General features: G+C 56.0%; 25 protein-coding genes and 3 tRNA genes. 11 read left to right on the forward strand and 17 right to left on the reverse strand.

Annotation, left to right across the window (positions count from 1 at the left end; all coding sequences use genetic code 11):
- Positions 1 to 92 precede the first annotated feature (92 nt).
- Genes nadR through serB form a run of 3 tightly spaced genes read right to left on the reverse strand, consistent with a single transcriptional unit; the run spans position 93 to position 3,728 of the window.
- Complete coding sequence (gene nadR / locus ACWKXN_RS11825; protein ID WP_015572616.1) at positions 93 to 1,325, reverse strand: multifunctional transcriptional regulator/nicotinamide-nucleotide adenylyltransferase/ribosylnicotinamide kinase NadR; 1,233 nt, start codon at positions 1,323 to 1,325, stop codon at positions 93 to 95.
- 37 nt (positions 1,326 to 1,362) lie between these two features.
- Positions 1,363 to 2,748, reverse strand: a complete 1,386-nt coding sequence (gene radA / locus ACWKXN_RS11830) for a DNA repair protein RadA (RefSeq protein ID WP_014068810.1) — start codon at positions 2,746 to 2,748, stop codon at positions 1,363 to 1,365.
- An 11-nt stretch (positions 2,749 to 2,759) separates the two neighbouring features.
- On the reverse strand, positions 2,760 to 3,728 hold the full coding sequence (gene serB / locus ACWKXN_RS11835; protein WP_023310325.1) for a phosphoserine phosphatase: 969 nt from the start codon (positions 3,726 to 3,728) through the stop codon (positions 2,760 to 2,762).
- Between the two features lie 117 nt (positions 3,729 to 3,845).
- On the opposite strand from serB, the gene ACWKXN_RS11840 reads away from it, so the two are divergent.
- Together ACWKXN_RS11840 and lplA are read left to right on the forward strand one after the other, a co-directional pair.
- Positions 3,846 to 4,490 carry a YtjB family periplasmic protein gene (locus ACWKXN_RS11840; protein WP_033144581.1) on the forward strand — a complete coding sequence of 215 codons (645 nt, stop codon included), beginning with the start codon at positions 3,846 to 3,848 and terminating at the stop codon, positions 4,488 to 4,490.
- A gap of 39 nt (positions 4,491 to 4,529) precedes the next feature.
- Positions 4,530 to 5,546: a lipoate--protein ligase LplA gene (gene lplA, locus ACWKXN_RS11845; RefSeq protein WP_033144580.1), complete on the forward strand. Its 1,017-nt coding sequence runs from the start codon at positions 4,530 to 4,532 to the stop codon at positions 5,544 to 5,546.
- Positions 5,547 to 5,607: 61 nt separating this feature from the next.
- Here the strand turns inward: lplA and deoD are convergent, their stop codons facing one another.
- From deoD to deoC, 4 genes are all read right to left on the reverse strand, one after another.
- The gene (deoD, locus tag ACWKXN_RS11850) at positions 5,608 to 6,330 is read right to left on the reverse strand and encodes a purine-nucleoside phosphorylase (protein WP_010427122.1); all 723 of its coding nucleotides are present in this window, start codon (positions 6,328 to 6,330) and stop codon (positions 5,608 to 5,610) included.
- Positions 6,331 to 6,455: 125 nt separating this feature from the next.
- Positions 6,456 to 7,679: a phosphopentomutase gene (gene deoB / locus ACWKXN_RS11855; protein WP_316379728.1), complete on the reverse strand. Its 1,224-nt coding sequence runs from the start codon at positions 7,677 to 7,679 to the stop codon at positions 6,456 to 6,458.
- 53 nt (positions 7,680 to 7,732) lie between these two features.
- The gene (deoA, locus tag ACWKXN_RS11860) at positions 7,733 to 9,055 is read right to left on the reverse strand and encodes a thymidine phosphorylase (protein WP_033144578.1); all 1,323 of its coding nucleotides are present in this window, start codon (positions 9,053 to 9,055) and stop codon (positions 7,733 to 7,735) included.
- Between the two features lie 109 nt (positions 9,056 to 9,164).
- Positions 9,165 to 9,944 (reverse strand): deoxyribose-phosphate aldolase, encoded by a 780-nt coding sequence (gene deoC / locus ACWKXN_RS11865; protein ID WP_023310320.1) that lies wholly within the window; start codon positions 9,942 to 9,944, stop codon positions 9,165 to 9,167.
- A 262-nt stretch (positions 9,945 to 10,206) separates the two neighbouring features.
- Between deoC and ACWKXN_RS11870 the strand changes: the two genes are divergently transcribed.
- Positions 10,207 to 11,754, forward strand: coding sequence for a YjjI family glycine radical enzyme (locus tag ACWKXN_RS11870; protein WP_454543818.1), 1,548 nt, complete (start codon positions 10,207 to 10,209; stop codon positions 11,752 to 11,754).
- Between the two features lie 23 nt (positions 11,755 to 11,777).
- Positions 11,778 to 12,590: a YjjW family glycine radical enzyme activase gene (locus ACWKXN_RS11875; protein WP_454543819.1), complete on the forward strand. Its 813-nt coding sequence runs from the start codon at positions 11,778 to 11,780 to the stop codon at positions 12,588 to 12,590.
- Here the strand turns inward: ACWKXN_RS11875 and ACWKXN_RS11880 are convergent.
- From ACWKXN_RS11880 to ACWKXN_RS11915, 8 genes are all read right to left on the reverse strand, one after another.
- On the reverse strand, positions 12,585 to 13,367 hold the full coding sequence (locus ACWKXN_RS11880) for a TatD family hydrolase (protein ID WP_033144575.1): 783 nt from the start codon (positions 13,365 to 13,367) through the stop codon (positions 12,585 to 12,587). The genes ACWKXN_RS11875 and ACWKXN_RS11880 overlap by 6 nt on opposite strands.
- A complete protein-coding gene (locus ACWKXN_RS11885; protein WP_023310316.1) occupies positions 13,364 to 14,416 on the reverse strand; it encodes a patatin-like phospholipase family protein in 1,053 nt (350 codons plus the stop codon). Before ACWKXN_RS11885 ends, ACWKXN_RS11880 begins: the two co-directional genes overlap by 4 nt.
- Positions 14,417 to 14,536: 120 nt before the next feature.
- A complete protein-coding gene (locus ACWKXN_RS11890) occupies positions 14,537 to 14,698 on the reverse strand; it encodes a DUF1328 domain-containing protein (RefSeq protein ID WP_003856556.1) in 162 nt (53 codons plus the stop codon).
- A 127-nt stretch (positions 14,699 to 14,825) separates the two neighbouring features.
- Positions 14,826 to 15,443, reverse strand: coding sequence for a molecular chaperone OsmY (gene osmY, locus ACWKXN_RS11895; protein WP_028015434.1), 618 nt, complete (start codon positions 15,441 to 15,443; stop codon positions 14,826 to 14,828).
- Positions 15,444 to 15,741: 298 nt separating this feature from the next.
- The gene (gene prfC, locus ACWKXN_RS11900) at positions 15,742 to 17,331 is read right to left on the reverse strand and encodes a peptide chain release factor 3 (RefSeq protein ID WP_032660822.1); all 1,590 of its coding nucleotides are present in this window, start codon (positions 17,329 to 17,331) and stop codon (positions 15,742 to 15,744) included.
- A 91-nt stretch (positions 17,332 to 17,422) separates the two neighbouring features.
- Positions 17,423 to 18,100 carry a pyrimidine 5'-nucleotidase gene (gene yjjG, locus ACWKXN_RS11905; RefSeq protein WP_039260913.1) on the reverse strand — a complete coding sequence of 226 codons (678 nt, stop codon included), beginning with the start codon at positions 18,098 to 18,100 and terminating at the stop codon, positions 17,423 to 17,425.
- A 19-nt stretch (positions 18,101 to 18,119) separates the two neighbouring features.
- On the reverse strand, positions 18,120 to 18,563 hold the full coding sequence (gene rimI / locus ACWKXN_RS11910) for a ribosomal protein S18-alanine N-acetyltransferase (RefSeq protein ID WP_033144573.1): 444 nt from the start codon (positions 18,561 to 18,563) through the stop codon (positions 18,120 to 18,122).
- Entirely contained in the window at positions 18,532 to 18,945 is a 414-nt protein-coding gene (locus ACWKXN_RS11915; protein WP_048979047.1) for a DNA polymerase III subunit psi, read from the reverse strand. Before ACWKXN_RS11915 ends, rimI begins: the two co-directional genes overlap by 32 nt.
- A 102-nt stretch (positions 18,946 to 19,047) precedes the next feature.
- On the opposite strand from ACWKXN_RS11915, the gene rsmC reads away from it, so the two are divergent.
- From rsmC to ACWKXN_RS11935, 4 genes are all read left to right on the forward strand, one after another.
- Positions 19,048 to 20,076: a 16S rRNA (guanine(1207)-N(2))-methyltransferase RsmC gene (rsmC, locus tag ACWKXN_RS11920; protein ID WP_029740018.1), complete on the forward strand. Its 1,029-nt coding sequence runs from the start codon at positions 19,048 to 19,050 to the stop codon at positions 20,074 to 20,076.
- A 172-nt stretch (positions 20,077 to 20,248) separates the two neighbouring features.
- Positions 20,249 to 20,335 (forward strand) — tRNA-Leu (locus ACWKXN_RS11925).
- Positions 20,336 to 20,363: 28 nt separating this feature from the next.
- Positions 20,364 to 20,450 (forward strand) — tRNA-Leu (locus tag ACWKXN_RS11930).
- 33 nt (positions 20,451 to 20,483) lie between these two features.
- Positions 20,484 to 20,569 (forward strand) — tRNA-Leu (locus tag ACWKXN_RS11935).
- A gap of 41 nt (positions 20,570 to 20,610) precedes the next feature.
- Here ACWKXN_RS11935 and ACWKXN_RS11940 read toward each other — a convergent pair.
- On the reverse strand, positions 20,611 to 20,880 hold the full coding sequence (locus tag ACWKXN_RS11940; RefSeq protein WP_373225904.1) for a DUF1435 domain-containing protein: 270 nt from the start codon (positions 20,878 to 20,880) through the stop codon (positions 20,611 to 20,613).
- Positions 20,881 to 21,095: 215 nt separating this feature from the next.
- On the opposite strand from ACWKXN_RS11940, the gene ACWKXN_RS11945 reads away from it, so the two are divergent.
- Both ACWKXN_RS11945 and fhuF read left to right on the forward strand, forming a co-directional pair.
- On the forward strand, positions 21,096 to 22,160 hold the full coding sequence (locus ACWKXN_RS11945) for a GGDEF domain-containing protein (RefSeq protein ID WP_454543820.1): 1,065 nt from the start codon (positions 21,096 to 21,098) through the stop codon (positions 22,158 to 22,160).
- Positions 22,161 to 22,255: 95 nt separating this feature from the next.
- Positions 22,256 to 23,044, forward strand: coding sequence for a siderophore-iron reductase FhuF (fhuF, locus tag ACWKXN_RS11950; protein WP_047060230.1), 789 nt, complete (start codon positions 22,256 to 22,258; stop codon positions 23,042 to 23,044).
- A gap of 95 nt (positions 23,045 to 23,139) precedes the next feature.
- Here fhuF and ACWKXN_RS11955 read toward each other — a convergent pair whose 3' ends face one another.
- A complete protein-coding gene (locus ACWKXN_RS11955; protein WP_094935759.1) occupies positions 23,140 to 24,486 on the reverse strand; it encodes a PTS sugar transporter subunit IIC in 1,347 nt (448 codons plus the stop codon).
- Positions 24,487 to 24,814: 328 nt separating this feature from the next.
- Here ACWKXN_RS11955 and ACWKXN_RS11960 point away from each other — a divergent pair, with 328 nt between their 5' ends.
- The gene (locus tag ACWKXN_RS11960; protein WP_008502085.1) at positions 24,815 to 25,273 is read left to right on the forward strand and encodes a YbaK/EbsC family protein; all 459 of its coding nucleotides are present in this window, start codon (positions 24,815 to 24,817) and stop codon (positions 25,271 to 25,273) included.
- The last annotated feature ends 26 nt before the right edge of the window (positions 25,274 to 25,299 follow it).

Consider the following 25,299-nt stretch of genomic DNA (forward strand, 5'->3'; position numbering starts at 1 on the left):
CTTGATGCCCTCACCCCGGCCCTCTCCCACAGGGAGAGGGAGGTTAAAGTCCCCTCTCCCTGTGGGAGAGGGTTAGGGTGAGGGGTAAGTTTTTATCCCTGCTCCCCCATCATCTCCTTCACCAGCTCGACGCAGCGCAGGAAACGGGAGTCATAGTCAGACTCCTCCACATGGACAAACTCAACGTTGTTCTCATTGAGCATCTCCACCAGCATGGTCTGAAACTCTCTCCTGTCCACGGAGCTGCCGAGGCTGCGCATGCCGTCGGCCACCCATGGGGTGTTGTTTTCCAGCAGGATCACCAGGTCAAAGCGGTATTCGTCAATCAGCGCCTGCACGAACGGGTGCTCGCGCCCTTCGTATTTTTTACAGAACGCCTGTGTGGTCACGAAATCGGTATCGATAAACGCCACTTTGTTGGCGTATTTGACCGCAAAATCAATGTACTGGGCATGACCGAGCGCGATTTTGTCGTAATCGGAATATTGCAGCGCCATCTCGTCGCCGCCAAGGTGCGAGAAGACATAATCGCGGCCGTACTCCCACGCGCTGGTGGTATTGAAGATGTTCGCCAGCTTGTTGACCAGCGTTGATTTACCGCTCGACTCGCCGCCCAGGATCGCGACGGTACGCACGAAGAACGGCTTCACCTCAGTCGGGATGTAATCCCAGTAGCGGAACGGGTTTTCGCGGATCTGCGCTCCGCTGATGTTCATAAAGGTGCGTTTCGGGTCGATCAGCACCGTCTCGATGCCCAGATGCTCGCGGAACTGCGGCGCGTCGGATTCTTCAGAGGTGTAGATCCAGTTAGGCGCAATGCCCTTCTCTTCCATAAACGCTTTGATGCCGTTACTCCACACGTCCCAGCCGTGCGGATACGGCTCCATGCCCTCTTCGTTAAAGGCATGAATACGAATATTTTTCTGGTACTTAAATGTCTGGAGCAGCCAGCGCAGGCGGTCCGGCACGGTCGGCTGCTGCGACATGGCGCTGTCTTCAAACAGCTGACGGTCACGGGTTTCGTCGTAGCCCATGATGATGTGCAGCTCGTCAACCTGGCTACAGGCGCGCTGGATCAGATAGATATGTCCGGTATGCAGAGGGTAAAACTTGCCGAACACCACGCCGATGTTCTTTTGCATACGCGGGAACTCCAGCCCCAGAAAGCGGTGCAGCGCTTCGAGCTTCTGCGCGCTGGGACTTTTGATTTTGGCGTTCAGCAGCTGGCTCAGGTAGCCTTTGGTCATGCCGCTGGCGTCCGCCACCTGCTGCAGCGTGCAGCCCTTCTGGCGGATTGCGGTCTTGATGTAGTCAAATGATGACATAAATTACGGTGCCTCCTGCAAAATCAAATTTACGTAATTATAAGTCGTCAAAGACATTTAACGCATCAGCGAGTTTTTTCACGCCGAAAACCTGCATCCCTTCCGGGATCTTTTTCGGCACGTTGGCAGCGGGAACGATCGCCCGGCGGAAACCGTGTTTTGCCGCCTCGGAGATACGCTCCTGGCCGCTGGGTACCGGACGGATTTCCCCGGCGAGGCCCACTTCGCCGAAGACCACCAGATCCTGCGGAAGCGGTCTGTCGCGCAGGCTGGAGACCATCGCCAGCAGCAGCGCCAGGTCTGCGCTGGTCTCCGTGACTTTGACGCCGCCGACCACGTTAACGAAGACGTCCTGATCCGCCATCTGCAGCCCGCCGTGGCGGTGCAGCACCGCCAGCAGGATCGCCAGACGGTTCTGTTCCAGACCGACCGCCACGCGCCGCGGGTTGCCCATCATCGACACGTCCACCAGCGCCTGAATTTCGACAAGCAGCGGGCGCGTCCCTTCCCACAGCACCATCACCGAGCTGCCGGAGGTGATCTCATCGCCGCGGCTCAGGAAGATGGCCGACGGGTTGCTGACTTCGCGCAGCCCCTGTTCGGTCATGGCAAACACGCCCAGTTCGTTCACCGCGCCAAAGCGGTTTTTATGGCTGCGCAGGGTACGGAAACGGGAATCCGCGTCGCCGTCGAGCATCACGGAGCAGTCGATACAGTGTTCAAGCACCTTCGGCCCGGCCAGCGAGCCGTCTTTGGTCACGTGGCCGACCATCACAATCGCCACGCCGCGCGTTTTGGCAAAGCGCGTCAGGTAAGCCGCGGTTTCACGCACCTGCGCGACGCTGCCCGGCGAGGACTGAATGTCCGCCATGTGCATCACCTGGATGGAGTCGATCACCATCAGCTTCGGCTGCTCTTCTTCGGCAATCATGCAGATCTGCTCGATGCTGGTTTCGGAGAGCATGTTCAGGTTGCCGGTCGGCAGGCCCAGACGGTGCGCGCGCATCGCCACCTGCTGCAGAGACTCTTCGCCCGTGACGTACAGGGTTTTCATCTGTTCGGCAAGCTTGCAGAGCGTTTGCAGCAGCAGGGTCGATTTACCCGCGCCCGGGTTACCGCCGATCAGGATCGCGCTGCCCGGCACCACGCCGCCGCCGAGCACGCGGTCAAACTCTTTGAACCCGGTGGAGAAGCGCGGCAGCTCTTCGAGGCTGATGTCCGAAAGTTTTTGCACCTTCGCCACGCCGGCGTTACCGGCATAGCCGCTCAGGCGCTCATTGCGCGCCACGCTCGGCGAAGCCGCCACACCACGCACTTCGGTGATGGTGTTCCAGGCATGACAGGCGCTGCATTGCCCCTGCCAGCGCGGATAATCCGCACCACATTCATTACAGACAAATGCGCGTTTTGGAGCTTTCGCCACGGTTTACCTCGTTATTTCTGATTAATGCTGCCGGAGAGAATGCAGAACACCCCCATCAGGTCAGCGTGACGGATAGTGACTTCCGTCTTTTCATTCACTTTTGGCTTGGCATGGTAGGCAATGCCCAGACCGGCGGCTTTGATCATCGGCAGGTCGTTCGCGCCATCGCCGATGGCGACGGTCTGGACAACCGGAATTTCATATTTTTCCGCCAGACGCGTCAGCGTATTGGCTTTGTACTGGGCATCAACGATATCGCCGATCACCTGGCCGGTCAGCTTGCCGTCCATGATCTCCAGCTCATTGGCCACCACGGTGGTCAGATGCAGTTTTTCCCGCAGGTAATCCGCGAAGAAGGTGAAGCCACCGGAAGCAATCGCCACCTTCCAGCCGAGGGACTGCAGCTTCAGCACCAGCTGCGTCAGCCCTGGCATCAGCGGCAGCACGTCGCGCACCTGACGCAGAATGTTGGCATCGGCCCCTTTCAGGGTCGCCACGCGCTGGCGCAGGCTGGCGGTGAAGTCCAGCTCGCCGCGCATCGCACGCTCGGTGACTTCCGCCACCAGCTCGCCGCTGCCCGCCAGCTTCGCAATCTCGTCAATACACTCGATCTGAATGGCGGTAGAGTCCATGTCCATCACCAGCAGGCCAGGGGTTTTCAGATGCGGAATTTTGCCCAGCGGCGCGACGTCCAGCCCGGCGTCGTGCGCCAGACGCGTTGCGCGCTGCGTAAGGGAACCCGCCAGGCGAATAACCTGGTAGTCTTCCACGCACCAGGCGGCGACGATGACCATTGCCGCACCCAGCTTGCTTTGATACTGGGTCAGGCGTTGCTTATCCAGACCGCGTCCGTAGAGGAGCCAGCCGCTACGACCGGCGTGGTAATCCAGAGGCATCACCTCATCGCCACTTAAAGAGAGCGGCAATCCTGGCCATAAAGAGACATCCGTTGGCAGGTCACACCAGGTAATGTTCGGCATTAAAGCTCCTGTAATTTCGTTCGCGCCGGAAGGTTGCAGAGGGAAAATAACGCATGAGGCTACCCTGTAACCATCACTTCTGGCAACATTAAGCCGTAAATTTTCAGCAGGTGGAATATGGCTCGCGCAAAACTGAAATTCCGGCTCCATCGCGCCGTGATTGTCCTTTCCTGTCTCGCACTATTAGTGGTGCTGATGCAAGGGGCATCGTGGTTTAGCCAGAACCATCAACGGCAACGCAACCCGCAGTTTGAAGAGCTGGCCCGCACGCTGGCGCGCCAGGTGACGCTCAACGTCGCGCCGTCAATGCGTACTGAAACGCCGGACGAGAAGCGGATAGGCCAGGTTTTACGCCTGCTCACGGAGAATAGCCGCATTCTTGATGCCGGCGTCTATGATGAGCAAGGCAACCTGATTGCCCGCGCGGGCGAACACGTCGACGTGCGCGACAGGCTGGCGCTGGACGGGAAAAAAGCCGGGGGCTACTTTAACCAGCAGATTGTCGAACCTATTCAGGGGAAGAATGGCCCGCTGGGCTATCTGCGCCTGACCCTCGATACCCACACCCTGCCTACTGAAGCCAAACAGGTCGATAATACCACCAATATTCTGCGCCTGATGCTGCTGCTTTCACTCGCCATCGGCGTTGTGCTGGCGCGCACCCTGCTTCGCGGCAAGCGCTCGCGCTGGCAGCAATCCCCGTTCCTGCTGACCGCCAGCAACTCCGTCCCCGAAGACGAAGAGAGCGAGAAGAAAGATTAGTGATAAAGTAGGCGAACGATTCGGAAAAGGAACTTTGCCATGACGACGTTACGCCTGCTTATCTCTGACTCTTACGATCCCTGGTTTAATCTCGCGGTAGAAGAGTGCATCTTCCGCCAGATGCCCGCCACCCAGCGCGTACTGTTTCTCTGGCGGAACGCCGATACGGTGGTCATCGGCCGCGCGCAAAACCCTTGGAAAGAGTGCAATACGCGGCGTATGGAAGAGGACAACGTCCGTCTCGCACGTCGCAGCAGCGGCGGCGGCGCGGTGTTTCACGATCTGGGCAATACCTGCTTTACCTTTATGGCGGGCAAACCGGAATACGACAAAACCATCTCAACGTCCATCGTCCTCAACGCGCTCAATTCACTCGGCGTAACGGCGGAAGCGTCCGGGCGTAACGATCTGGTGGTGAAAACCCCCGAGGGCGACCGGAAGGTCTCCGGCTCCGCCTACCGCGAAACGATGGATCGCGGGTTCCACCACGGCACCCTGTTGCTGAACGCAGATCTGAGCCGTCTGGCGAACTACCTGAATCCAGATAAGAAAAAGCTCCAGGCCAAAGGAATTACCTCCGTGCGCGGCCGCGTGGCAAATCTGGTGGAACTGCTGCCGGGAATTACGCACGAGCAGATTTGCGATGCGATCCGTGACGCGTTCTTTGAACATTACGGCGAGCGCGTGGAAGCAGAAGTCATCTCCCCTGACAAAACCCCGGACCTGCCCAACTTCGCCGAAACCTTCGCCCGCCAGAGCAGCTGGGAATGGAACTTCGGTCAGGCTCCTGCGTTTTCCCATCTGCTTGATGAGCGTTTTACCTGGGGCGGCGTGGAGCTGCATTTTGACGTGGAGAAAGGCCATATCACCCGCACGCAGGTGTTTACCGATAGCCTGAACCCGGCACCATTAGAGGCACTGGCGGCACGTTTGCAGGGCTGTTTGTACAGGGCGGATATGCTGCAGCAGGAATGCGACGCGTTGATCGGAGATTTCCCGGAGCAGGAAAAAGAGCTGCGGGAGCTGTCGGCGTGGATTGCACAGGCCGTGCGCTAGGTGCGGTCTGGTGCCCTCACCCCGGCCCTCTCCCTGTGGGAGAGGGAGGGAAGAGACAGAATTACTCTTTATCGCCCAGCAGAACGGATTCCAGCGCGATTTTGATCATGTCGTTAAAGGTGGTCTGGCGCTCGGCAGCAGTGGTTTGCTCGTGGGTACGGATGTGGTCAGACACGGTGCAGATGGTCAGCGCTTTCGCACCAAACTCAGCCGCGACGCCGTAGATACCCGCCGCTTCCATTTCAACGCCCAGAATGCCGTATTTTTCCATCACGTCGAACATCTCGCCGCCGTCCGGGGCATAGAACAGGTCAGCAGAGAAGATGTTACCCACGCGCGCTTCAACGCCCAGCGCTTTTGCCGCGTCAACCGCGTCACGCACCATGCCGAAGTCAGCAATCGCCGCGAAGTCATGGTCTTTGAAACGCATGCGGTTAACTTTGGAATCGGTGCAGGCACCCATACCGATAACGATGTCGCGCAGCTTAACGTCCATGCGCACCGCGCCGCATGAGCCAACGCGGATGATTTTCTTCACGCCGAAGTCGGTGATCAGCTCTTTGGTGTAGATAGAGCAGGATGGGATACCCATACCGTGGCCCATAACGGAGATTTTGCGGCCTTTATAGGTACCGGTGAAGCCCAGCATGCCGCGAACGTTGTTCACTTCACGCACGTCTTCCAGGAAAGTTTCTGCAATGTGCTTCGCGCGCAGCGGGTCGCCCGGCATCAATACGACGTCAGCGAAATCACCCATTTCTGCGTTAATGTGAGGAGTTGCCATCTTCAGTTCCTTTTACATTGTTGTTTTTGCCGGGTGGCGGCTACGCCTGACCCGGCCTACATTCTGTTCTCCCTCTCCCTGTGGGAGAGGGTCGGGGTGAGGGCATCAGGCCGCACCCAATCCGTTCAGAACATGGCCTTGCCATATTCCATGTCAGACGTACCAAAGTATTTCGCCAGGGTCTGGCCGATGTCCGCGAAGGTTTCACGGTGACCGAGCGAGCCCGGCTTCACTTTCGGGCCGTACACCAGCACCGGAATGTGCTCACGGGTGTGGTCGGTACCGGTCCAGGTTGGGTCACAGCCGTGGTCCGCGGTCAGGATCAGAATGTCATCTTCACCCACCAGCTCCATCAGCTCCGGCAGACGACGGTCGAACAGCTCAAGACCGGCCGCATAGCCTGCGACGTCGCGACGGTGGCCCCAGGAGGAGTCGAAGTCCACGAAGTTGGTGAAGACGATAGTCTTGTCGCCCGCTTCTTTCATCTCTTTGATGGTGGCATCAAACAGCGCGTCCAGACCGGTGGCTTTCACTTTTTTGGTGATGCCGCAGTTGGCGTAGATATCCGCGATTTTACCCACGGAAACCACGTGGCCGTCTTTCTCTTCAACCAGCTTCTGCAGTACGGTCGGTGCCGGTGGCTCAACGGCCAGGTCATGACGGTTACCGGTACGCTGGAAGTTACCCGCTTTGTCGCCGATAAACGGACGCGCGATCACGCGGCCAATGTTGTAGCCGCCTTCGGTCAGCTCTTCACGGGCGATTTCGCACAGCTCGTAGAGTTTATCCAGACCGTAGGTCTCTTCGTGGCAGGCAATCTGGAACACGGAGTCAGCAGAGGTGTAGAAAATCGGCTTGCCGGTTTTCATGTGCTCTTCGCCGAGCTGATCCAGAATCACGGTACCGGAAGAGTGGCAGTTACCGAGGTAGCCCGGCAGGTTGGCGCGCTTCACCAGCTTATCGAGCAGCTCCTGCGGGAAGCTGTTCTCGTGATCGGAGAAGTAACCCCAGTCGAACAGCACAGGCACACCGGCAATTTCCCAGTGGCCAGACGGGGTGTCCTTACCGGAGGAGAGCTCGTGAGCCCAGGCGTAGGCGCCCACGACTTCCGCGTTGCCGTCCATACCGGCTGCGATTTTACCGGTAGAACCTTCATGCGCTTTCACCAGACCGAGGCGGGTCAGGTTAGGTAGAGTCAGAGGGCCTTTACGACCGTTATCCGCTTCGCCTTTCGCACAGGCTTCCGCGATGTGACCCATGGTATCGGAACCCACGTCACCAAAACGTTCTGCATCTTCGGTTGCGCCGATGCCGAATGAGTCCAGCACCATAATAAATGCACGTTTCATAATTGTTCTCCGTACGTAGTGCTTCAAAAATTATCGATCAGATCAGTATACCGCTATTCGGTGATACGGCGATAGACAGTCGGTGTGGTTTCCGGCGCTTTATCGTCAAGCGTAATTGCCGCTTTCACCGCTTTAGCCGCTTCCTGCCAGCTGGCTTCGTCTTTCGCGTGGATCACCGCCAGCGGACGTTGACCGTCAACGCTGTCGCCCAGGCGGGCCATATCGGTAAAGCCGACGCTGTAATCAATGGTGTCTGACGCCTGACGACGGCCGCCGCCCATCGAGACCACCGCCATACCCAGCGCACGGGTGTCCATTGCAGAGACATACCCTTCGCTATCGGCATACACCGCTTTGCTAAGCGTCGCGGTTGGCAGGTATTTCGCGTAGTTTTCGACGAAATCGGTCGGGCCTTTCTGGGCTGCAACCATGCGGCCGAAAATATCCGCCGCTTTGCCGTTATCCAGCACCGCCTGCAGCTTCGCGCGGGCTTCTGCGTCGTCTTTGGCCAGCTTGCCGGAGATTAACATCTCAACGCACAGCGCCATGGTGACGTCGAACAGACGCGGGTTGCGGTATTCACCAGTCAGGAACTGCACCGCTTCACGCACTTCGACGGCGTTACCGGCGCTGGACGCCAGCACCTGGTTCATGTCGGTGAGCAGCGCGGTGGTGCGCACGCCCGCGCCGTTGGATACGCCAACGATCGCTTCCGCGAGCGCAGCAGAAAGTTCATAGGTCGGCATAAAGGCGCCGCTGCCCACCTTCACGTCCATCACCAGCGCGTCCAGCCCTTCTGCCAGTTTTTTCGCCAGGATTGAGGCGGTGATCAGCGGGATGGAGTCAACGGTCGCGGTGATGTCGCGGGTGGCGTAGAAACGCTTGTCTGCAGGAGCAAGAGAGCTGGTCTGGCCGATAATCGCCACACCAACGTCTTTAATAATGTCGCGGAAGCGATTGTCATCCGGGAAGATATCGAAGCCCGGAATGGCTTCCAGTTTGTCGAGCGTACCGCCGGTGTGGCCCAGGCCGCGCCCGGAGATCATCGGGATGTAACCGCCGCAGGCTGCCACCATTGGGCCGAGCATCAGAGACGTCACGTCACCCACGCCGCCGGTGGAGTGCTTATCCACAATCGGGCCGTTAAGGTTGAGGCTTTTCCAGTCCAGAACGGTTCCTGAATCTCGCATCGCCATGGTCAGCGACACGCGCTCAGGCATCGACATATCGTGGAAGAAAATGGTCATCGCCAGAGCCGCAATCTGCCCTTCTGAGACGGTGTTATCACGAATGCCGTTGATGAAGAAACGGATCTCTTCATCGCTTAATGCATGACCATCACGTTTTTTACGAATAATTTCTTGTGCGAGAAACACGGTAACCTCCATGCGGAATCGGGGGAGTTGTGGCGGGTGGCGCTACGCTTACCCGCCCTACGATCCTGTCGGCCGGATGAGCGAAGCATCATCCGGCATTGTCTGGCAATCAGTAGCTGCTTGCGCTCTTACCGTCGCCGTGACCCAGCGCTTTCAGCAGGCTGGCCAGCAGGCTGGACGCACCGAAGCGGTAGTGACGGGAATCGGCCCAGTCGGCGCCAAACAGTTCGTCGGCAATCGCCAGGAACTGCTGCGCGTCTTCAGCGGTACGCACGCCGCCCGCAGGTTTGAAACCAACGGTTTTGGATACGCCCATGTCGCGGATCACTTCCATCATGATGCGCGCGCTTTCCGGGGTCGCATTCACCGGCACTTTACCGGTAGAGGTTTTAATGAAATCCGCACCGGCTTTGATGGAGATTTCAGATGCCTTACGAATCAGCGCCTCTTCTTTCAGCTCGCCGGTTTCGATGATCACTTTCAGCAGCACATTTGCCGCCGCGCACGCGTCTTTACAGGCTTTCACCAGGTCAAAACCGACCTGCTCGTTGCCGGCGATCAGCGCGCGGTACGGGAACACAACGTCAACTTCGTCTGCGCCGTAAGCAATCGCCGCGCGGGTTTCTGCCAGCGCGATCTCGATATCGTCGTTGCCATGCGGGAAGTTAGTTACGGTTGCAATGCGCACGTCCGGCGTACCCTGCTCTTTCAGCGTCTTACGGGCAATCGGGATAAAGCGCGGGTAGATACAGATGGCTGCGGTGTTACCCACCGGCGTTTTCGCCTGATGGCACAGGGCGATGACTTTTTCATTGGTGTCGTCATCGTTCAGGGTGGTCAGGTCCATCAGTTTCAACGCGCGCAGGCTGCTTGCAGTTAAATCGGTCATAACATTCTCCAACGGCAGTGCCGTATAAATTTTACCTTGCGGGTCTGTGAGTATTCTAACATTCACCCGCATCCACACTTCGACATTCATCACAGTTAATGAAAACTGCATACAAATTTGCATTACTGTAATGAGATCCTCTTCAAACTTTAGCGCGTAAATTGCCGACTAAAGCAGCGATACCCCCTGTCGGATCAAAAGCCCCGACAGGCTGGCTTCCTACAATCCGTTCATCATCCGCAGAACACTCAAGGAAGCGACTATGCCCCACTCCAGCCCCGACGCCCTGCAACAACGTTGCCAGCACATTGTCACAAGCCCGGTGTTAACCCCGGAACAAAAACGTCATTTTCTGGCGCTGGAAGCGGAAAACAACCTGCCTTACCTGGCACTTCCTGAGGCCGCACGAGCCGCACTGGACGAAGGGTTTATCTGCGACATGTTCGAAGGCCATTCGCCTTACAAACCCCGTTACGTTCTGCCGGATTACGCAAAATTTCTGGCTAACGGTTCAGCGTGGCTGGAGCTGGAAGGCGCGAAAGATCTCGACGACGCCCTCTCGCTGTTAACCATCCTCTACCATCATGTTCCGTCCGTCACATCGATGCCGGTCTATCTCGGTCAGCTTGATGCGATATTGACTCCATATGTTAGAATTCTAACACAAGAAGAGATCGATAGCCGAATAAAACGTTTCTGGCGCTATCTCGACCGTACGCTGCCGGATGCGTTTATGCACGCAAACATCGGGCCTGAAGATACGCCCGTCACGCGCGCCATTCTGCGTGCCGATGCAGAGCTGAAGCAGGTCGCGCCGAACCTGACCTTTATCTACGATCCCGATATCACCCCACATGATTTGCTGCTTGAGGTGGCGAAAAACATTTGTGAATGCAGCAAACCGCATATTTCTAATGGCCCGATGAATGATAAAATTTTCACAAAAGGCCGTTACGGCGTGGTGAGCTGTTACAACTCCCTGCCGCTTGCAGGCGGCGGTAGCACCCTGGTGCGCCTTAACCTCAAAGCCATTGCTGAACGCAGCGCATCCATTGACGACTTCTTCACCCGCACGCTCCCTCACTACTGCCAGCAGCAAATTGCCATCATCGATGCGCGCTGCGATTTTCTGTACGGGCAATCTGGCTTCTTTGAGAATAGCTTCCTGGTAAAAGAGGGGCTGATTGATGCGGAACGGTTTGTACCCATGTTTGGCATGTACGGCCTGGCGGAAGCGGTAAACGCGCTCTGTGAGAAAGCAGGAATAGCGGGACGCTACGGAAAGGATGAACAGGCCAACGCGCTGGGCTATCGCATCAGCGAACAGCTTGCAGCGTTCGTTGAAAGCACGCCGGTGAAGCACGGCTGGAAGCTTCGCGCGATGCTTCACGCGCAGTCGGGGATCAGTTCCGATTCGGGCACCACGCCGGGCGCGCGCCTGCCTTACGGCGACGAGCCGGATCCCATCAGCCATCTGCTGGCCGTTGCGCCGCATCACAAACACTATCACTCCGGAATCAGCGATATTCTCACCCTGGAGGAGACGGTCAAACGCAACCCGCAGGCGGTGGTTCAGCTTTGCCTGGGCGCATTCAGGGCGGGAATGCGTGAATTTACCGCCAACGTAGCGGGTAACGATCTGGTCCGCGTGACAGGCTACATGGTTCGCTTGTCGGATCTGGAGAAATACCGGGAAGCCGGATCGCGCACCAATACCACGTGGCTGGGGGAAGAGGCCGCACGCAATACCCGTATTCTGGAACGTCAGCCGCGCGTGATAAGCCATGAACAGCAGATGCGCTTTAGTTAAGTCAGGTCATTCCTTTTTCCTGCGTGGACGGGCCGGGCAGCCGCCTGGCGCTGTTCCTGCAGGGCTGCAACCTGCGCTGTAAAACCTGCCACAACCCGTGGACGATCGGCCGCTGCAACGACTGCGGGGACTGTGTGCCCCACTGCCCGCACGACGCGCTGACGATTCAGGCCGGACGCGTCTGGTGGCAGGAGAGTGACTGCCAGCAGTGCGACACCTGCCTGCATCTGTGCCAGCAGCAGGCAACGCCTATGGCGCACCGCTTCAGCGTGGAAGAGATCCTCACTCAGGTCCGCAAATCCGCACCGTTTATCGAAGGGATCACCGTCAGCGGCGGCGAAGCCACAACGCAATTGCCGTTTTTGATTGCCCTGTTTACCGCGATCAAAGCCGATCCCGCCCTGCGCCACCTCACCTGCCTGGTAGACAGCAACGGTCTGTTAGGCGAAACCGGCTGGCAAAAGCTGCTGCCGGTACTGGATGGCGCGATGCTGGATCTGAAGGCGTGGGGGAACGAGCATCACCGCTTCCTGACCGGGCGCGAAAACCCGCTGATTAAACAGAGCATCCGCTGGCTGGCAGATCATCACCTTTTGACGGAACTCCGCCTGCTGGTTATTCCGGAGCAGTGTGATTACCTGGAACACCTCAAACCGCTAACGACCTTTATCCACGGGCTTGGAAATGTTCCGGTACGCATCAACGCATTTCATGCGCAGGGCGTTTACGGTGAGGCGGCCTCATGGCGCAGCGCCACGCCAGAGGACGTTGAGCCGCTGGCGCTGGCGCTGGAAAAACAGAAGATAACGGTGCTCCGCCCGGCACTTTACCTATAGCGTGATGCCAAATACCGAACGGGTATTTTCCAGCAGCGCATCGGCAATCACCTCTTCAGGCTCTTTTCGCAGTTCACATAGGGTGGTAAACACGCGCGCCGCCTGTTCCGGGCGATTCGGCTGGCCCTGAAAACCATTCAGCGGCATATCCGGCGCGTCGGTTTCCAGCAGGAGCGCCGACAGCGGCAGCTGTGCCATCACGTCCCGGGTTTTACTGGCGCGCGGATAGGTGATGGTGCCACCGACGCCAATTTTATAGCCCAGTTCAATAAAACGCTGCGCCTGCTGCAGGCTGCCGGAGAAACCGTGCACGACCCCTTTTCGCGGCAGATCGATGCGTTTCAGGTGCATCGCCAGCTTATCGTGCGTGCGTCTTGAGTGGAGGATCACCGGCAGATCGTGGCGCTTCGCCAGCCTGAGCTGCGCGTCGAGGATCGTCTGCTGGCGCTCAAACTGCGGATCCTCACGATAAAGATCGAGGCCGATCTCACCGATGGCGACAAGTTTGTTTCCTGCGGTCTGCACGACCTCATCAAGCCTCTCAATGTGCTCATCAAGATGCCGCTCAATCACAATCGGATGCAGGCCGAGCGCGGCATAGAGCGCAGGGTGCTGTGTGGAAAGATCCAGCACCCGGGAAAAATAGGCCGCTTCAACTGCCGGCACAATGATAGCCTGAACGCCTGCTTCGGCCGCTTTCGCTATGCTTTGCGCTTCATCCCCCGTAAACGGCGGAAAATCAAAGTGGCAGTGGGTATCGACAAAGCGGTGCGTCACGCCAGATCCTCGTTATCCAGTAAAGCGTCATTCGCCTGCGGTATATCCACCAGCGGCGTCGTCAGGGCGTCGTTGGCGACAATCGCAGGCGGCAAAATAATGCGTTTATGGCGATGAAGCGGCGGTTGCTCCGCCAGCATTTTCCCCACCGTCGCCAGGAAGTAACGTCCGCACAGCCGCCCCGTTTTGTAATCCATGCGCAGCGCAGGGACGCGGCTGCCCAGGGCCATGCTCAGCAGCGGCTTAGGCGGATAGATTTCAAAAATACGCAGCTTGCCCGGCGGTTTTTCAATGAAGCGCTGCATCGCGCCGTAGGTGGTTTCATGCTGCTTCGCGATGTTCACCAGCGGCTGCAGGCTGCTGTCGCCCAACCAGCGCTCCATCCGTTTGAACCACTGCGGCGTGTAATACATTTGCGACGGTACGGTACGGATCACCACAATGGTTTTCGCCCCGCGCCGGGCGGCTTCCTGCACCGGCACCGCGTCACTGATCCCCCCGTCCAGATAGCTAATACCGTCCAGCAGGGCACCGGTACGATAAAAGCCGGGGATCGCGCTGGAGGCGCGGATGATGTCCAGCCAGTTCTCCTTCTGAGGAGAAAAATAGCCCGGCGAATAGTCATCGCCCCGGCTGGCGCACATCCAGAACTCTTTGCCGCTATCAAACAGACGGGCAGCGGTATCCATGGCCAGAGGCATCTGGCTGGAGGTCGACTCCAGCAGCCAGTCAAGATCGATCAGGTTGCCGCCGCGCACAAAGCGCACCGGATTAAAAAATTCTTTCGCCGTTGTGTAGCGCATGATGACCTTTCGCGCATATCCAGGCTGGTTACAGACATAGGCAGAGAGGTTCTGCGCCCCGGCAGAGGTGCCGAAGTAAAGGTCAAACGGGTTGAACTGCGCGCGCATAAATTCATCCAGCACGCCGGCGGTGAAAATGCCGCGCTGCCCTCCCCCCTCGCAAACCAGTGCGAGTTGTCCTGCGCGAAACGGCTTTAACGTCAGCGGCGCAATATTGCCGAGCGTAACGGGAATTCGTTGCCCCACCTCTGCTTTCCTGTTTTGATTATTTTATAACACCACAGTAACGCACCCGACCTGTTACGCAAATAAGAAAAAGCCAGTCACAGTGACTGGCTTTTTTTTGTTGAAGGAATATTGCGTTTGCTACGGACGTCTACGACCCGTAAACAGGCTGACCAGGAACAGAATAATACCCACAACGAAGACAATTTTAGCTGCCCATGCCGCTGTACCTGCCAGTCCACCAAAGCCCAATGCGGCGGCAATTAACGCGATAACCAGAAATATAATGCCCCAACGAAACATAAGCTTCTCCTTTACCATAGTTAATGTCGGCCGCTAAACGTGAGCGCTCAGGTCACTCACCGGCGTTTTTCCAGAGTAGTTCTTATTTCGCCCGCAGGTTTTAACCAGACGGGCGAATGGTCCAGATTTACTTCGTTTTCAGATCGTTTTTAACGCTTTTCACACCGTCAATCGCTTTCGCGATGGACTCGGCGCGTTCACTTTGCGCCTGCGAATCTACCGTACCGGAGAGCTGAACCACACCATCGGTGGTTTCCACTTTCACCTTGCGGGACGGCACGATGTCATCTGCTAAAAGTTTAGCTTTGATTTCGCTGGTGGTGGCTGCATCACCGGCATAACCTTTCACCGACGCGTTTTTACCGTCACGTACGTGCAGCTTATCGCTGACGGACGCAACGCCTTCAACGCCTTTCGCGACTTTCACCGCCTGTTCGGCCTGAGCCTGGCTTTCCACGAAGCCGCTCAGCGTGACCACTTTCTTGTCGGTCTTAACGGAAATATCGGTACTTTTGATGGCTTCATCATCCACCAGTGCGGCTTTCACTTTTGCTGTGATTGAGCTGTCGTCCATGAAGTTGCCGACTTTATTCATAGAGCTATCGATTTTTTGCCCTGCGGTATCGGCCGTGGACTGGGCTTTATCCATTGTGCTGCTTTCCGCCAGAGCGGAACCGCTCACCAGAACGCTACCCAGGGTTACAGCCAGCAGAGTTTTCGAAATCTTCAGTCTTGTCATATTCATCGATCTATTCCTGTGTTTACCCGTTATTCGGGCTACATACTTCCTTAGTAGTTTTATATATTGCGAATAAACACACGGGCAAAATGGACAACCTAAAGTCATGCATTGAACAGTTAATTTATCCACACCCGGTGTTAAACACTGAGTTAAATATAGATCACTCTCACAGAGCCGCTTTCAGAATTGGGTAAAAAACGCGCGAATAGCGTGAAATTGCGTTGAATTAAGAACATTCCGCAAGGGATTAATAAGACAGGAATTAAAGAAGAGCACGGCGGCAGCCGTGCTCTGAGAGGGATTAGTGCTCGCGGGTTTTACGGAACTGAACGTCAGGGTAACGTTCCTGCGTCAGGTTCAGGTTCACCATCGTTGGCGCGATATAGGTCAGGTTATCGCCGCCATCCAGCGCCAGCTGAATTTCGTTCTTACGCTTAAATTCTTCGAATTTCTTCACGTCAGAACACTCAACCCAGCGCGCGGTCGCGACGTTCACAGACTCGTAAATCGCTTCCACGTTGTACTCGCTCTTCAGACGCGCGACAACCACGTCGAACTGCAGCACGCCGACCGCACCCACGATCAGATCGTTGTTCGCGATTGGGCGGAACACCTGCACGGCGCCCTCTTCGGAGAGCTGAACCAGGCCTTTCAGCAGCTGTTTCTGCTTCAGCGGATCGCGCAGACGGATACGACGGAACAGCTCCGGCGCGAAGTTCGGAATACCGGTGAACTTCATCATTTCACCCTGGGTAAAGGTATCGCCGATCTGAATCGTGCCGTGGTTGTGCAGACCGATGATGTCGCCCGGATACGCCTCTTCAACGTGCGAACGGTCGCCCGCCATAAAGGTCAGCGCATCGGAGATCACCACGTCTTTCCCGGTACGCACCTGGCGCAGCTTCATGCCCTTTTCATACTTACCGGACACCACGCGCATAAAGGCCACGCGGTCGCGGTGTTTCGGGTCCATATTGGCCTGAATTTTGAACACGAAGCCGGTGAATTTCTCTTCCTTCGCTTCCACTTCACGGGTGTCGGTTTTACGCGGCATCGGACGCGGCGCCCACTCCACGAGACCGTCCAGCATGTGGTCAACGCCGAAGTTACCCAGCGCGGTACCGAAGAAGACCGGGGTGATTTCACCGCTCAGGAACAGCTCTTTATCGAACTCGTGAGACGCCCCCTTCACCAGCTCCAGCTCGTCGCGCAGCTGCGCGGCCAGCTCTTCGCCGACTGCCACGTCCAGCTCAGGGTTATCCAGACCTTTCACCACGCGAACTTCCTGAATGGTGTGGCCTTTACCGGTCTGATACAGGTAGGTTTCGTCTTTATAGAGGTGATACACCCCTTTGAACAGCTTGCCGCAGCCAATTGGCCAGGTGATTGGCGCACAGGCGATTTTCAGCTCGCTTTCCACTTCGTCCATCACCTCCATCGGGTCACGGATGTCACGGTCGAGTTTGTTCATAAAGGTGAGGATCGGCGTATCGCGCAGACGGGTAACTTCCATCAGCTTACGGGTCCGGTCTTCTACACCTTTCGCGGCGTCGATCACCATCAGACAGCAGTCCACCGCCGTCAGGGTACGGTAGGTATCTTCGGAGAAGTCTTCGTGGCCCGGGGTGTCCAGCAGGTTCACGAGGCAGTCGTGATACGGGAACTGCATCACTGAGGTGGTAATCGAAATACCACGCTGCTTTTCCATCTCCATCCAGTCAGATTTTGCATGCTGGCTGGAGCCACGGCCTTTAACGGTACCGGCAGTCTGGATCGCCTGTCCGAACAGCAACACCTTCTCAGTGATGGTCGTTTTACCGGCATCCGGGTGCGAGATAATGGCAAAAGTGCGGCGCTTGGCCACCTCTTGCAGATAAGGAGACAACGTCATAATTAAATCTTCTTTTATAAGCGCGGCAGCACGCCACGCATCATGGAATACAAAATTGCGGCTATTTTACCCATCAATGGGGGGCAGGCAATCATTGTTTACACAGGAGTTGCTCCAGTTCGTTCAACGACGTCACGGTCCAGGTCGGCTCGATGCCTTCAGGCTTCACGCGGCCATGCGCGTTGAGCCAGACGGTCGACAAACCTGACTTCATGCCGCCCAGGATATCTGACTCTGCAGTATCACCCACCATCAGGACGCGATCGCGGTCAGGATGACCGGCCTGGGCCAGCGCGTAGTCGAAAATACGCGGATCCGGTTTAGGTACGCCCACCTCTTCCGAGATCACCAGCGCGTCGAAATGATCGCGCAGGCCGGTGCGCTCGAGGCGGATCTGCTGCAGGGCGGTAAAACCGTTGGTGATGATCCCCAGCTTCACCTTGCCTTTCAACGCATTCAGCAGGGAAACCGCACCCGGCAGTGGCGCACAGATATCGGCCATCGCGTTCAGGAAGGCATCATTCAGCGTTCCCGGACTGACCTTTAAGCGTTCCGCCCAGACGTCAAAACGCTGGTGCTGAAGCTGTAACGCGGTGATGGCACCGTTCTGGTAATCCACCCACAGCGGCTTGTTTACCGCCTGATAGTCCTGAAAATCTTCAGCGGTGAAGGTCACGCTATAGTCGAGAAACATCCGCTGCAGGCCGCCGAACGAGTCAAACGTAAACAGCGTTTCGTCGGCATCAAAGAAAATCCAGTCCCATTTCATCGTTACAACCTTATATTCGTTATCCAATCGGCAGAGCCATTATGATGGCGTCTTCACGTCCCTCTGCGGTGGGGTAGTAGTTACGGCGGACCGTCGCCTCGTTAAAGCCTAAGCTTTCATAGAGCGCGATGGCGGCGACATTCGACGCGCGCACCTCCAGCCACAGGGTGAAAACGTCACGGGTTTCGAGCTCACGAATGAGGTGCTCGAGCAGTTCTCTTCCCAGCCCACGGCGCTGGAACGCGGGATCAACCGCAATATTAAACAGCGTCGCTTCATCAAGAACAACCTGCGTGATCGCGAAGGCGGCCATGGTGCCGTCAACGTCCAGACGGAAGTTCAGATACCGTTCGCCCTGATTGCTGGCGAAGGTTTTTTCGCTCCACGGAAAGGCGTGGGCGCGTGTTTCAATCGCAAACGCTGTGGTCAGGTCAGGCGTCGTGAGGGAAGAAATCGTGTTCATATTCGCAGATTTGTTGCCATAGCGCGCTGCGCGCTTTTGGGTTGGCTTTCAGTTCGTCCAGCGCTGGCGAGCAGATCTGGCTCCCCTGGAGGGGGATCTCGTTTGTCTCTCCGATACGCCAGCTGTTACAGCGGCTATCAGGAGGAAGCATCGCGACACGCTCTGGCGTCAGCTGTAAAACCTGGTCGGCCGTCATCTTCAGGCTGCGAAGGACATCATCGATCAGGGGTTCATTCAGGGCAGGCAGTTCTTCCGCCACCATCACCAGACGTACGTGCTCAGGGATGGAAATGGCGATTTCGCCCTGCAACGCCGTCGGGCGACGCAAAGCCCACTGGGTAATGCCCAGCTGCTGCAACTGCCAGTCTCGTCGGGATGTCATAGGGAAAACTCCTGTCTCTCAGGCGCGCAAATATAGCAAATGTGTCGAAAGTGCGCCATCTACCTACTATAATCCCCGCCTGAGTTTATTGAGGAACAATTCATGTCTGCATTTACCCCGGCAAGTGAAGTCTTGCTGCGTCACAGTGATGATTTCGAAGAAAGCCGTATTCTGTTTGCCGGAGATATGCAGGATGACCTGCCTGCGCGTTTCGACTGTGCTGAAAGCCGTGCCCACACCCAATACTACCACCACTGGCAGGTGCTGAGCCGCCAGATGGGCGAGCGCGCGCGCTTTAGCCTGGTGGCGGAGCAGAGCGATATCGCCGACTGCGATACGCTGATCTACTACTGGCCGAAGAATAAACCGGAAGCCCAGTTTCAGCTGATGAACCTGCTCTCCCTGCTGCCGGTCGGCTGCGATATTTTCGTGGTGGGTGAGAACCGCAGCGGCGTGCGTAGCGCTGAACAGATGCTGGAAGGCTACGCGCCGCTGAATAAAGTCGACAGCGCACGCCGCTGTGGTCTGTATCATGGCCGTCTGGAAAAACAGACAACGTTCGATCCACAGGCATACTGGGACGAGTACCAGCTTGACGGCCTGACCATCAAAACCCTGCCGGGCGTATTCAGCCGCGACGCGCTGGATACGGGCAGCAAGCTGCTGCTCTCCACCCTGACGCCGCACACCAAAGGCAAAGTGCTGGACGTCGGCTGCGGCGCGGGCGTGCTCTCTACCGTGCTCGCCAGCCATTCACCAAAAGTGCGCTTAACCCTCTGTGACGTGAGCGCCCCTGCGGTTGAGGCCAGCCGCGCAACGCTTGCCGCAAACGGCATTGAAGGCGAGGTGATTGCCAGCAACGTCTTCTCCGACGTCACCGGTCGCTTCGACATGATTATCTCCAACCCGCCGTTCCACGACGGTATGGAGACCAGCCTTGAAGCGGCACAAACGCTGATCCGCGGCGCAACCCGTCATCTGAACAGCGGCGGCGAGCTGCGTATAGTCGCGAACGCCTTCCTGGCGTACCCGAAAGTGCTGGACGAAACCTTCGGCTTCCACGAAGTGATCGCCCAGACCGGCCGCTTTAAGGTCTACCGTACCGTCATGACGCGCCAGGCCAAAAAGTAATCTCCGCTCCAGCAGGCCGGATAAGCGCAAGCGCCATCCGGCTCCGCATAGCGCCTGCATCGGCCATTTTTGCAGCAATCAAGGCGTCGCGCGCACTTTTCTGTTGACGTAAAGCTGAAAACATCTAGAATGCGCCTCCGTGGTTACGATACTTTTAAAGTATCGATGGTATGCGAAGGTGGCGGAATTGGTAGACGCGCTAGCTTCAGGTGTTAGTGTCCTTACGGATGTGGGGGTTCGAGTCCCCCCCCTCGCACCATAAATCACAATGATATTGCTCGCACTGGGCGAAGGTGGCGGAATTGGTAGACGCGCTAGCTTCAGGTGTTAGTGTCCTTACGGATGTGGGGGTTCGAGTCCCCCCCCTCGCACCAACGAGGCGATATCAACAATAGTAAGATGACTGTGCGAAGGTGGCGGAATTGGTAGACGCGCTAGCTTCAGGTGTTAGTGTCCTTAGGATGTGGGGGTTCGAGTCCCCCCCCTCGCACCAATTATCTTACATCCCTTCTGAAGTTCCCCTTGTTTTCCCTGTTATTTCAAACTCATCAGTACCACCAGAATTCCACTGACCAGTGCTACGCATGATGGCAGTAAAACAAAGTGGCGAAGCTGCTTATGCCAGATCATGCCTGACGTGACTAACAGGCCTGACACAATGATCGCTTTCCAGGTATCAAGGGAGAGATCGGCAAACATCAACCCGCCGAGAATGGCTCCCGGTAGCAATACCCCCCAACCACTGCCAAGCGCCCTGTTCAACATGATCTGCCCTCTCACAACGATAATGATAACCAATATCATATGACACAAGTTATCATTTGTCAGCTGAATGAATCAAAATCCATCGACCTTTACCTTTCCCGTAATGACAGGAATTGCCTAAGGTGATAAATTGCACACCTGTTAACAACATCTAAAGATTTTCTGATAATTACTCTTTGAGTTTTTTGCATGTTTTATTGCGAAACGGCACCTACTTATTTGTTTTAATTAAATTTTAATAAAAACGCACGACTATGACATCACAATCCTGGCGGTCTTTGGTTCACAGAAAATATCAATTGTCGTTACGTTTATTTTTATTTCTGAACGCAACCTCGGCAGTGTTCTCGGTAACAAATCCGCTCAATTCTGTACGCCTGTTATCTGCCCCACTTATTGCTATTTTCTCCATCAGCACCGGCCTGTTCGTCTGGCACTGGAGAAAGCGCGCGCGGAAGATCAATATTCCCGTTGTTTCAGGGATCTTCGGTATTTTGTGGGCCTGGCAAATTGAGTCTAAATTCGCCTTAATTCCCCACGACCACGCGACGTATTTGTTAATCGCTCTATTAACGGTACTTTTTATCGGAACGCTGGCATTCGCGAGTAATATCAAAGCATTTACGCTGCACTCATTGCCCACCTTTATTGTCTGCCTGTGGCTAAGCGATCACGATATATGGCTGAGAATGACCTATTCTTTCGCACTTCCTGTGGTGGCAATTGCTATTCATAACATTTTGCAAAAGCGTAACGACCGTTTCGCTCAGGAATTGCTCTCGCGCCTGTTGGAAGAGCGAGAAACCCTTACCGATCTCAGCATGATGGACCCGCTTACCGGGCTCTATAATCGTCGTGGTCTGCAAAGCCGTCTGGAGAACCTGCCGACGGTAGAAAATGGCGAGCACTTTGTCCTGCTGATGGATATCGATCACTTCAAAGCCTATAACGATCACTATGGCCATATGATGGGCGATCAGGCGCTGAAGCGCGTCTCTGCGGCAATCCGCGACGCCGTGCGTTCTCGCGATATTGTGGCGCGTTTTGGCGGAGAAGAGTTCATGGTGCTGCTGACCAATATTTCACTCGAACATGCTCGCCAGACGGCCGAGCGGATCCGTCAGAAAGTCTACGATTTGAAAATTCCGCATCTGTTTAACGAGAGTGTCGCGACAAACGTCACCATCAGCATTGGTATTGCTATTTTCGAGGATGAAGACGTGGAAGGCGCGCTGGAAAAAGCGGACAAAGCCCTCTACGAAGCAAAGCATATGGGGCGCAATAACATTCTGTTAAGTGAAGAGCTGCAGACGGCATAAACATCACGGCGGTGTCTTAAAGACAAAAGTCTTGCCATTGATATGAGCAATAGTTAGGATTGGCAATCATTATCATTTAGATTTCTATCTATACTATGGCTACGCATACCGCACACATCGTCGAGCCCCTCCTCTGGCGAGCGCCCCTCACCAGCGGGAATGCTTCGCTTGCGGATGCCATACGGGATAAGATTGCGGAGACGCGCGCCCACCTGCTGGACTTTATCCGCCTTGATGAAGCGCACCCGAACCACGCCATGACGCTCTCAGAGTGGCGTCAACCGACAAAACTGCAGTCGCTGTTGGCCACCTATTCCGACCATATCTATCGCAATCAGCCCACTCTTAAGCGGGAAAATAAACCACTGCTCTCTCTTTGGGCGCAGTGGTATATCGGGCTGATGGTGCCTCCCCTCATGCTGGCGCTGTTAACCCAGAAGAGCATGCTGGAACTTTCGCCGGATAATTTCCACGTCGAGTTTCACGAAACCGGGCGCGCAGCCTGTTTCTGGATTGATCTGCACGAAGACCAGAACGCGGAACGCCTGACGGCTCAGGAACGCATGGAGCAGCTTATCACCCAGGCCCTGATCCCGGTCGTGGACGCGCTTGAAGCGACGGGAGAAATTAACGCGAAGCTTATCTGGAGCAATACGGGCTATTTAATCCACTGGTATTTAACGGAAATGAAGCCTCTGCTTGGTGATGAGAACGTTGATGCCCTGCGTCAGTCCTGTTTCTTTGCAAAACAGCTTTCCGATGGCCGTGACAATCCGTTATTCCGTACCGTCGTGCTCCGTGATGGGCTTCTGGTTCGCCGCACCTGCTGCCAGCGCTATCGCCTGCCGGACGTTAAGCAGTGCGGGGATTGCACGCTGAAATAATCGGCCACGGCCTGATGCCCTCATCCTGCCCCTCTCCCTGAGGGAGAGGGAACAAACACTAAAAACGGCAACCTGAGTTGCCGTTTTGCTTTAACCTAAGCCACCTGCTGATTGTCCTCTTCCGCGTTACGCTGTGCTTCTTCCGCTTCCTGCTCCAGCAGCTGTTTCTCGTACACTTTGAAGAACGGGAAGTAGATGATTGCCGATACGCAGGCCAGAACCACAACCAGAATAGCCGCGCGGAAATCCCAGCCCAGAGCCCACGCTGCGCCTATTGGCGCCGGTGCCGTCCAGGGAACCACTGAGATGACGCGGCCAATCAGGTCAAACGTCATCGCCGCCCAGGCCAGCACGGCATTTACCATCGGTGCCAGCAGGAACGGAATAAAGAACACCGGGTTCATCACGATTGGCGTACCGAAGATAACGGGTTCATTGATGTTGAAGAAGCTGGGTACCACGCTCAAACGCCCGATAGAGCGTAAATGCGCTGAACGGCTACGCAGATAGCAAATCACCAGCCCCATCGTGGCGCCCGACCCGCCAATCACGATAAAGAACGTCCAGAACGCCTCCATAAAAATATGCGGCAGAGGCTGGCTGGCGGCCAGCGCGGTCTGGTTCGCACCGAGGTTAGTCAGCCAGAACATCTGCAGCATCCCGGAGACGATGGCGGCGCCGTGGATACCGGCGAACCACAGCAGATGGCCAATCAACACGGCCAGCAGGATCGCAGGCAGGGAATCCGCTGCGGAAACCAGAGGTTTAAAGACCGACATAATGGCCTGCGGGATCAGCATGCCGAACTGAGACTGAATGAACAGGCTGAGAGGATAGAGCGTTAACACCACTACCAGTACCGGAATCAGCAGATCAAACGAGTTTTTGATCATCGGAGGAACCTGGTCTGGCAGGCGAATACCGATGTTATGCGCCTTGAGAAAACGCATCATCTCAACGCAGTAGATCGCCACCAGAATCGCGGTAAAAATGCCCGTCCCACCCAGGCTATCGACAGGCAGCGTGCCTTTGGTTTTCGGTGCCGCGACCAGCAGAAACGCCATCAGCGACAGCATGGCGCACATAAACGGGTCTAACTGGTGTGATTTGACATAATGTTTGCCAAGGTTATAGGCGATGGCCGCACAGATATAGATGGACATAATGCCCATCGTCATATCAAACGGCGTCAGGATCTGGCCTTCAAACTGCTTCGCCATATCCAGCCAGGCTCGGGCGAAACCCCAGGTGGTATCCGGCGAAAACGGCGGGTATGCGAACACTAACAGAAACGAACCCACAATCATAAATGGCATCGCAGAGATAAACCCATCACGGATAGCCATGACATGACGCTGGGAAGAGATCCGCCCGGCAATGGGGCTCACGTAATTTTCAACAAAACGGAATATCAGGTTAAACGCAGCATGGTTGGCAGACATGGCAGATCTCCTGTCAGACGTTTGTTACGGGCACATTTGCGCCGCACGTTGTTCCATAAATCACCTTCACAACCTTGCTGGCTTGTGGACCAGTGGTACTGCTCAGACGGAATGGTTTCATAATTTGCTCTTATTATTGGATACAGGGGACGTTACGTACTCAGTATTAATCGACGCATCTCGCTCTGCAACCGGTTACTGTAACCGGTTTCCGTGATTGTGAAGAGGATCCAGAAATCAGCCGTTCGGGATATTTGTTACTGAAGAGATATTTACAGAGCATAAATTCTTATGACAGATTACGCAGGATATTTGTCAGGAGGAAACAATGAGTTTGCAGTCTGTACAGCAGTTTTTTGCCGACAACGCGCCGGATATAGACGTCATTGAACTTAGTCAGAGTACCGCTACCGTTGCGTTGGCTGCTGCCGCCCATCGTGTTGAACCGGGGCAAATCGCCAAGACCTTGTCATTAAAGGTGAAAAATGAGGTGATACTGGTGGTGGCGAAAGGCGATGCGCGCCTGGATAACAAAAAGCTGAAAGATACGTTTGGTGCAAAAGCGCGCATGCTCAGCAGTGATGAAGTGGTGACCATCACAGGTCACCCCGTTGGCGGCGTGTGCCCGTTCGGCCTTGAAAACCCGCTCGCGGTTTACTGCGATATCTCATTAAAGCAGTACGCCGAAGTTCTGCCCGCAGCAGGCGCAATTCACAGTGCCGTGCGTATTTCACCTGACAGAATGGCAGAGCTGACTTCCGCAAAATGGGTTGATGTTTGCATCTGATTGATGCGCCAGAGCCTGTCTGGCGC

The organism is Enterobacter sp. UPMP2060, from assembly GCF_053709655.1.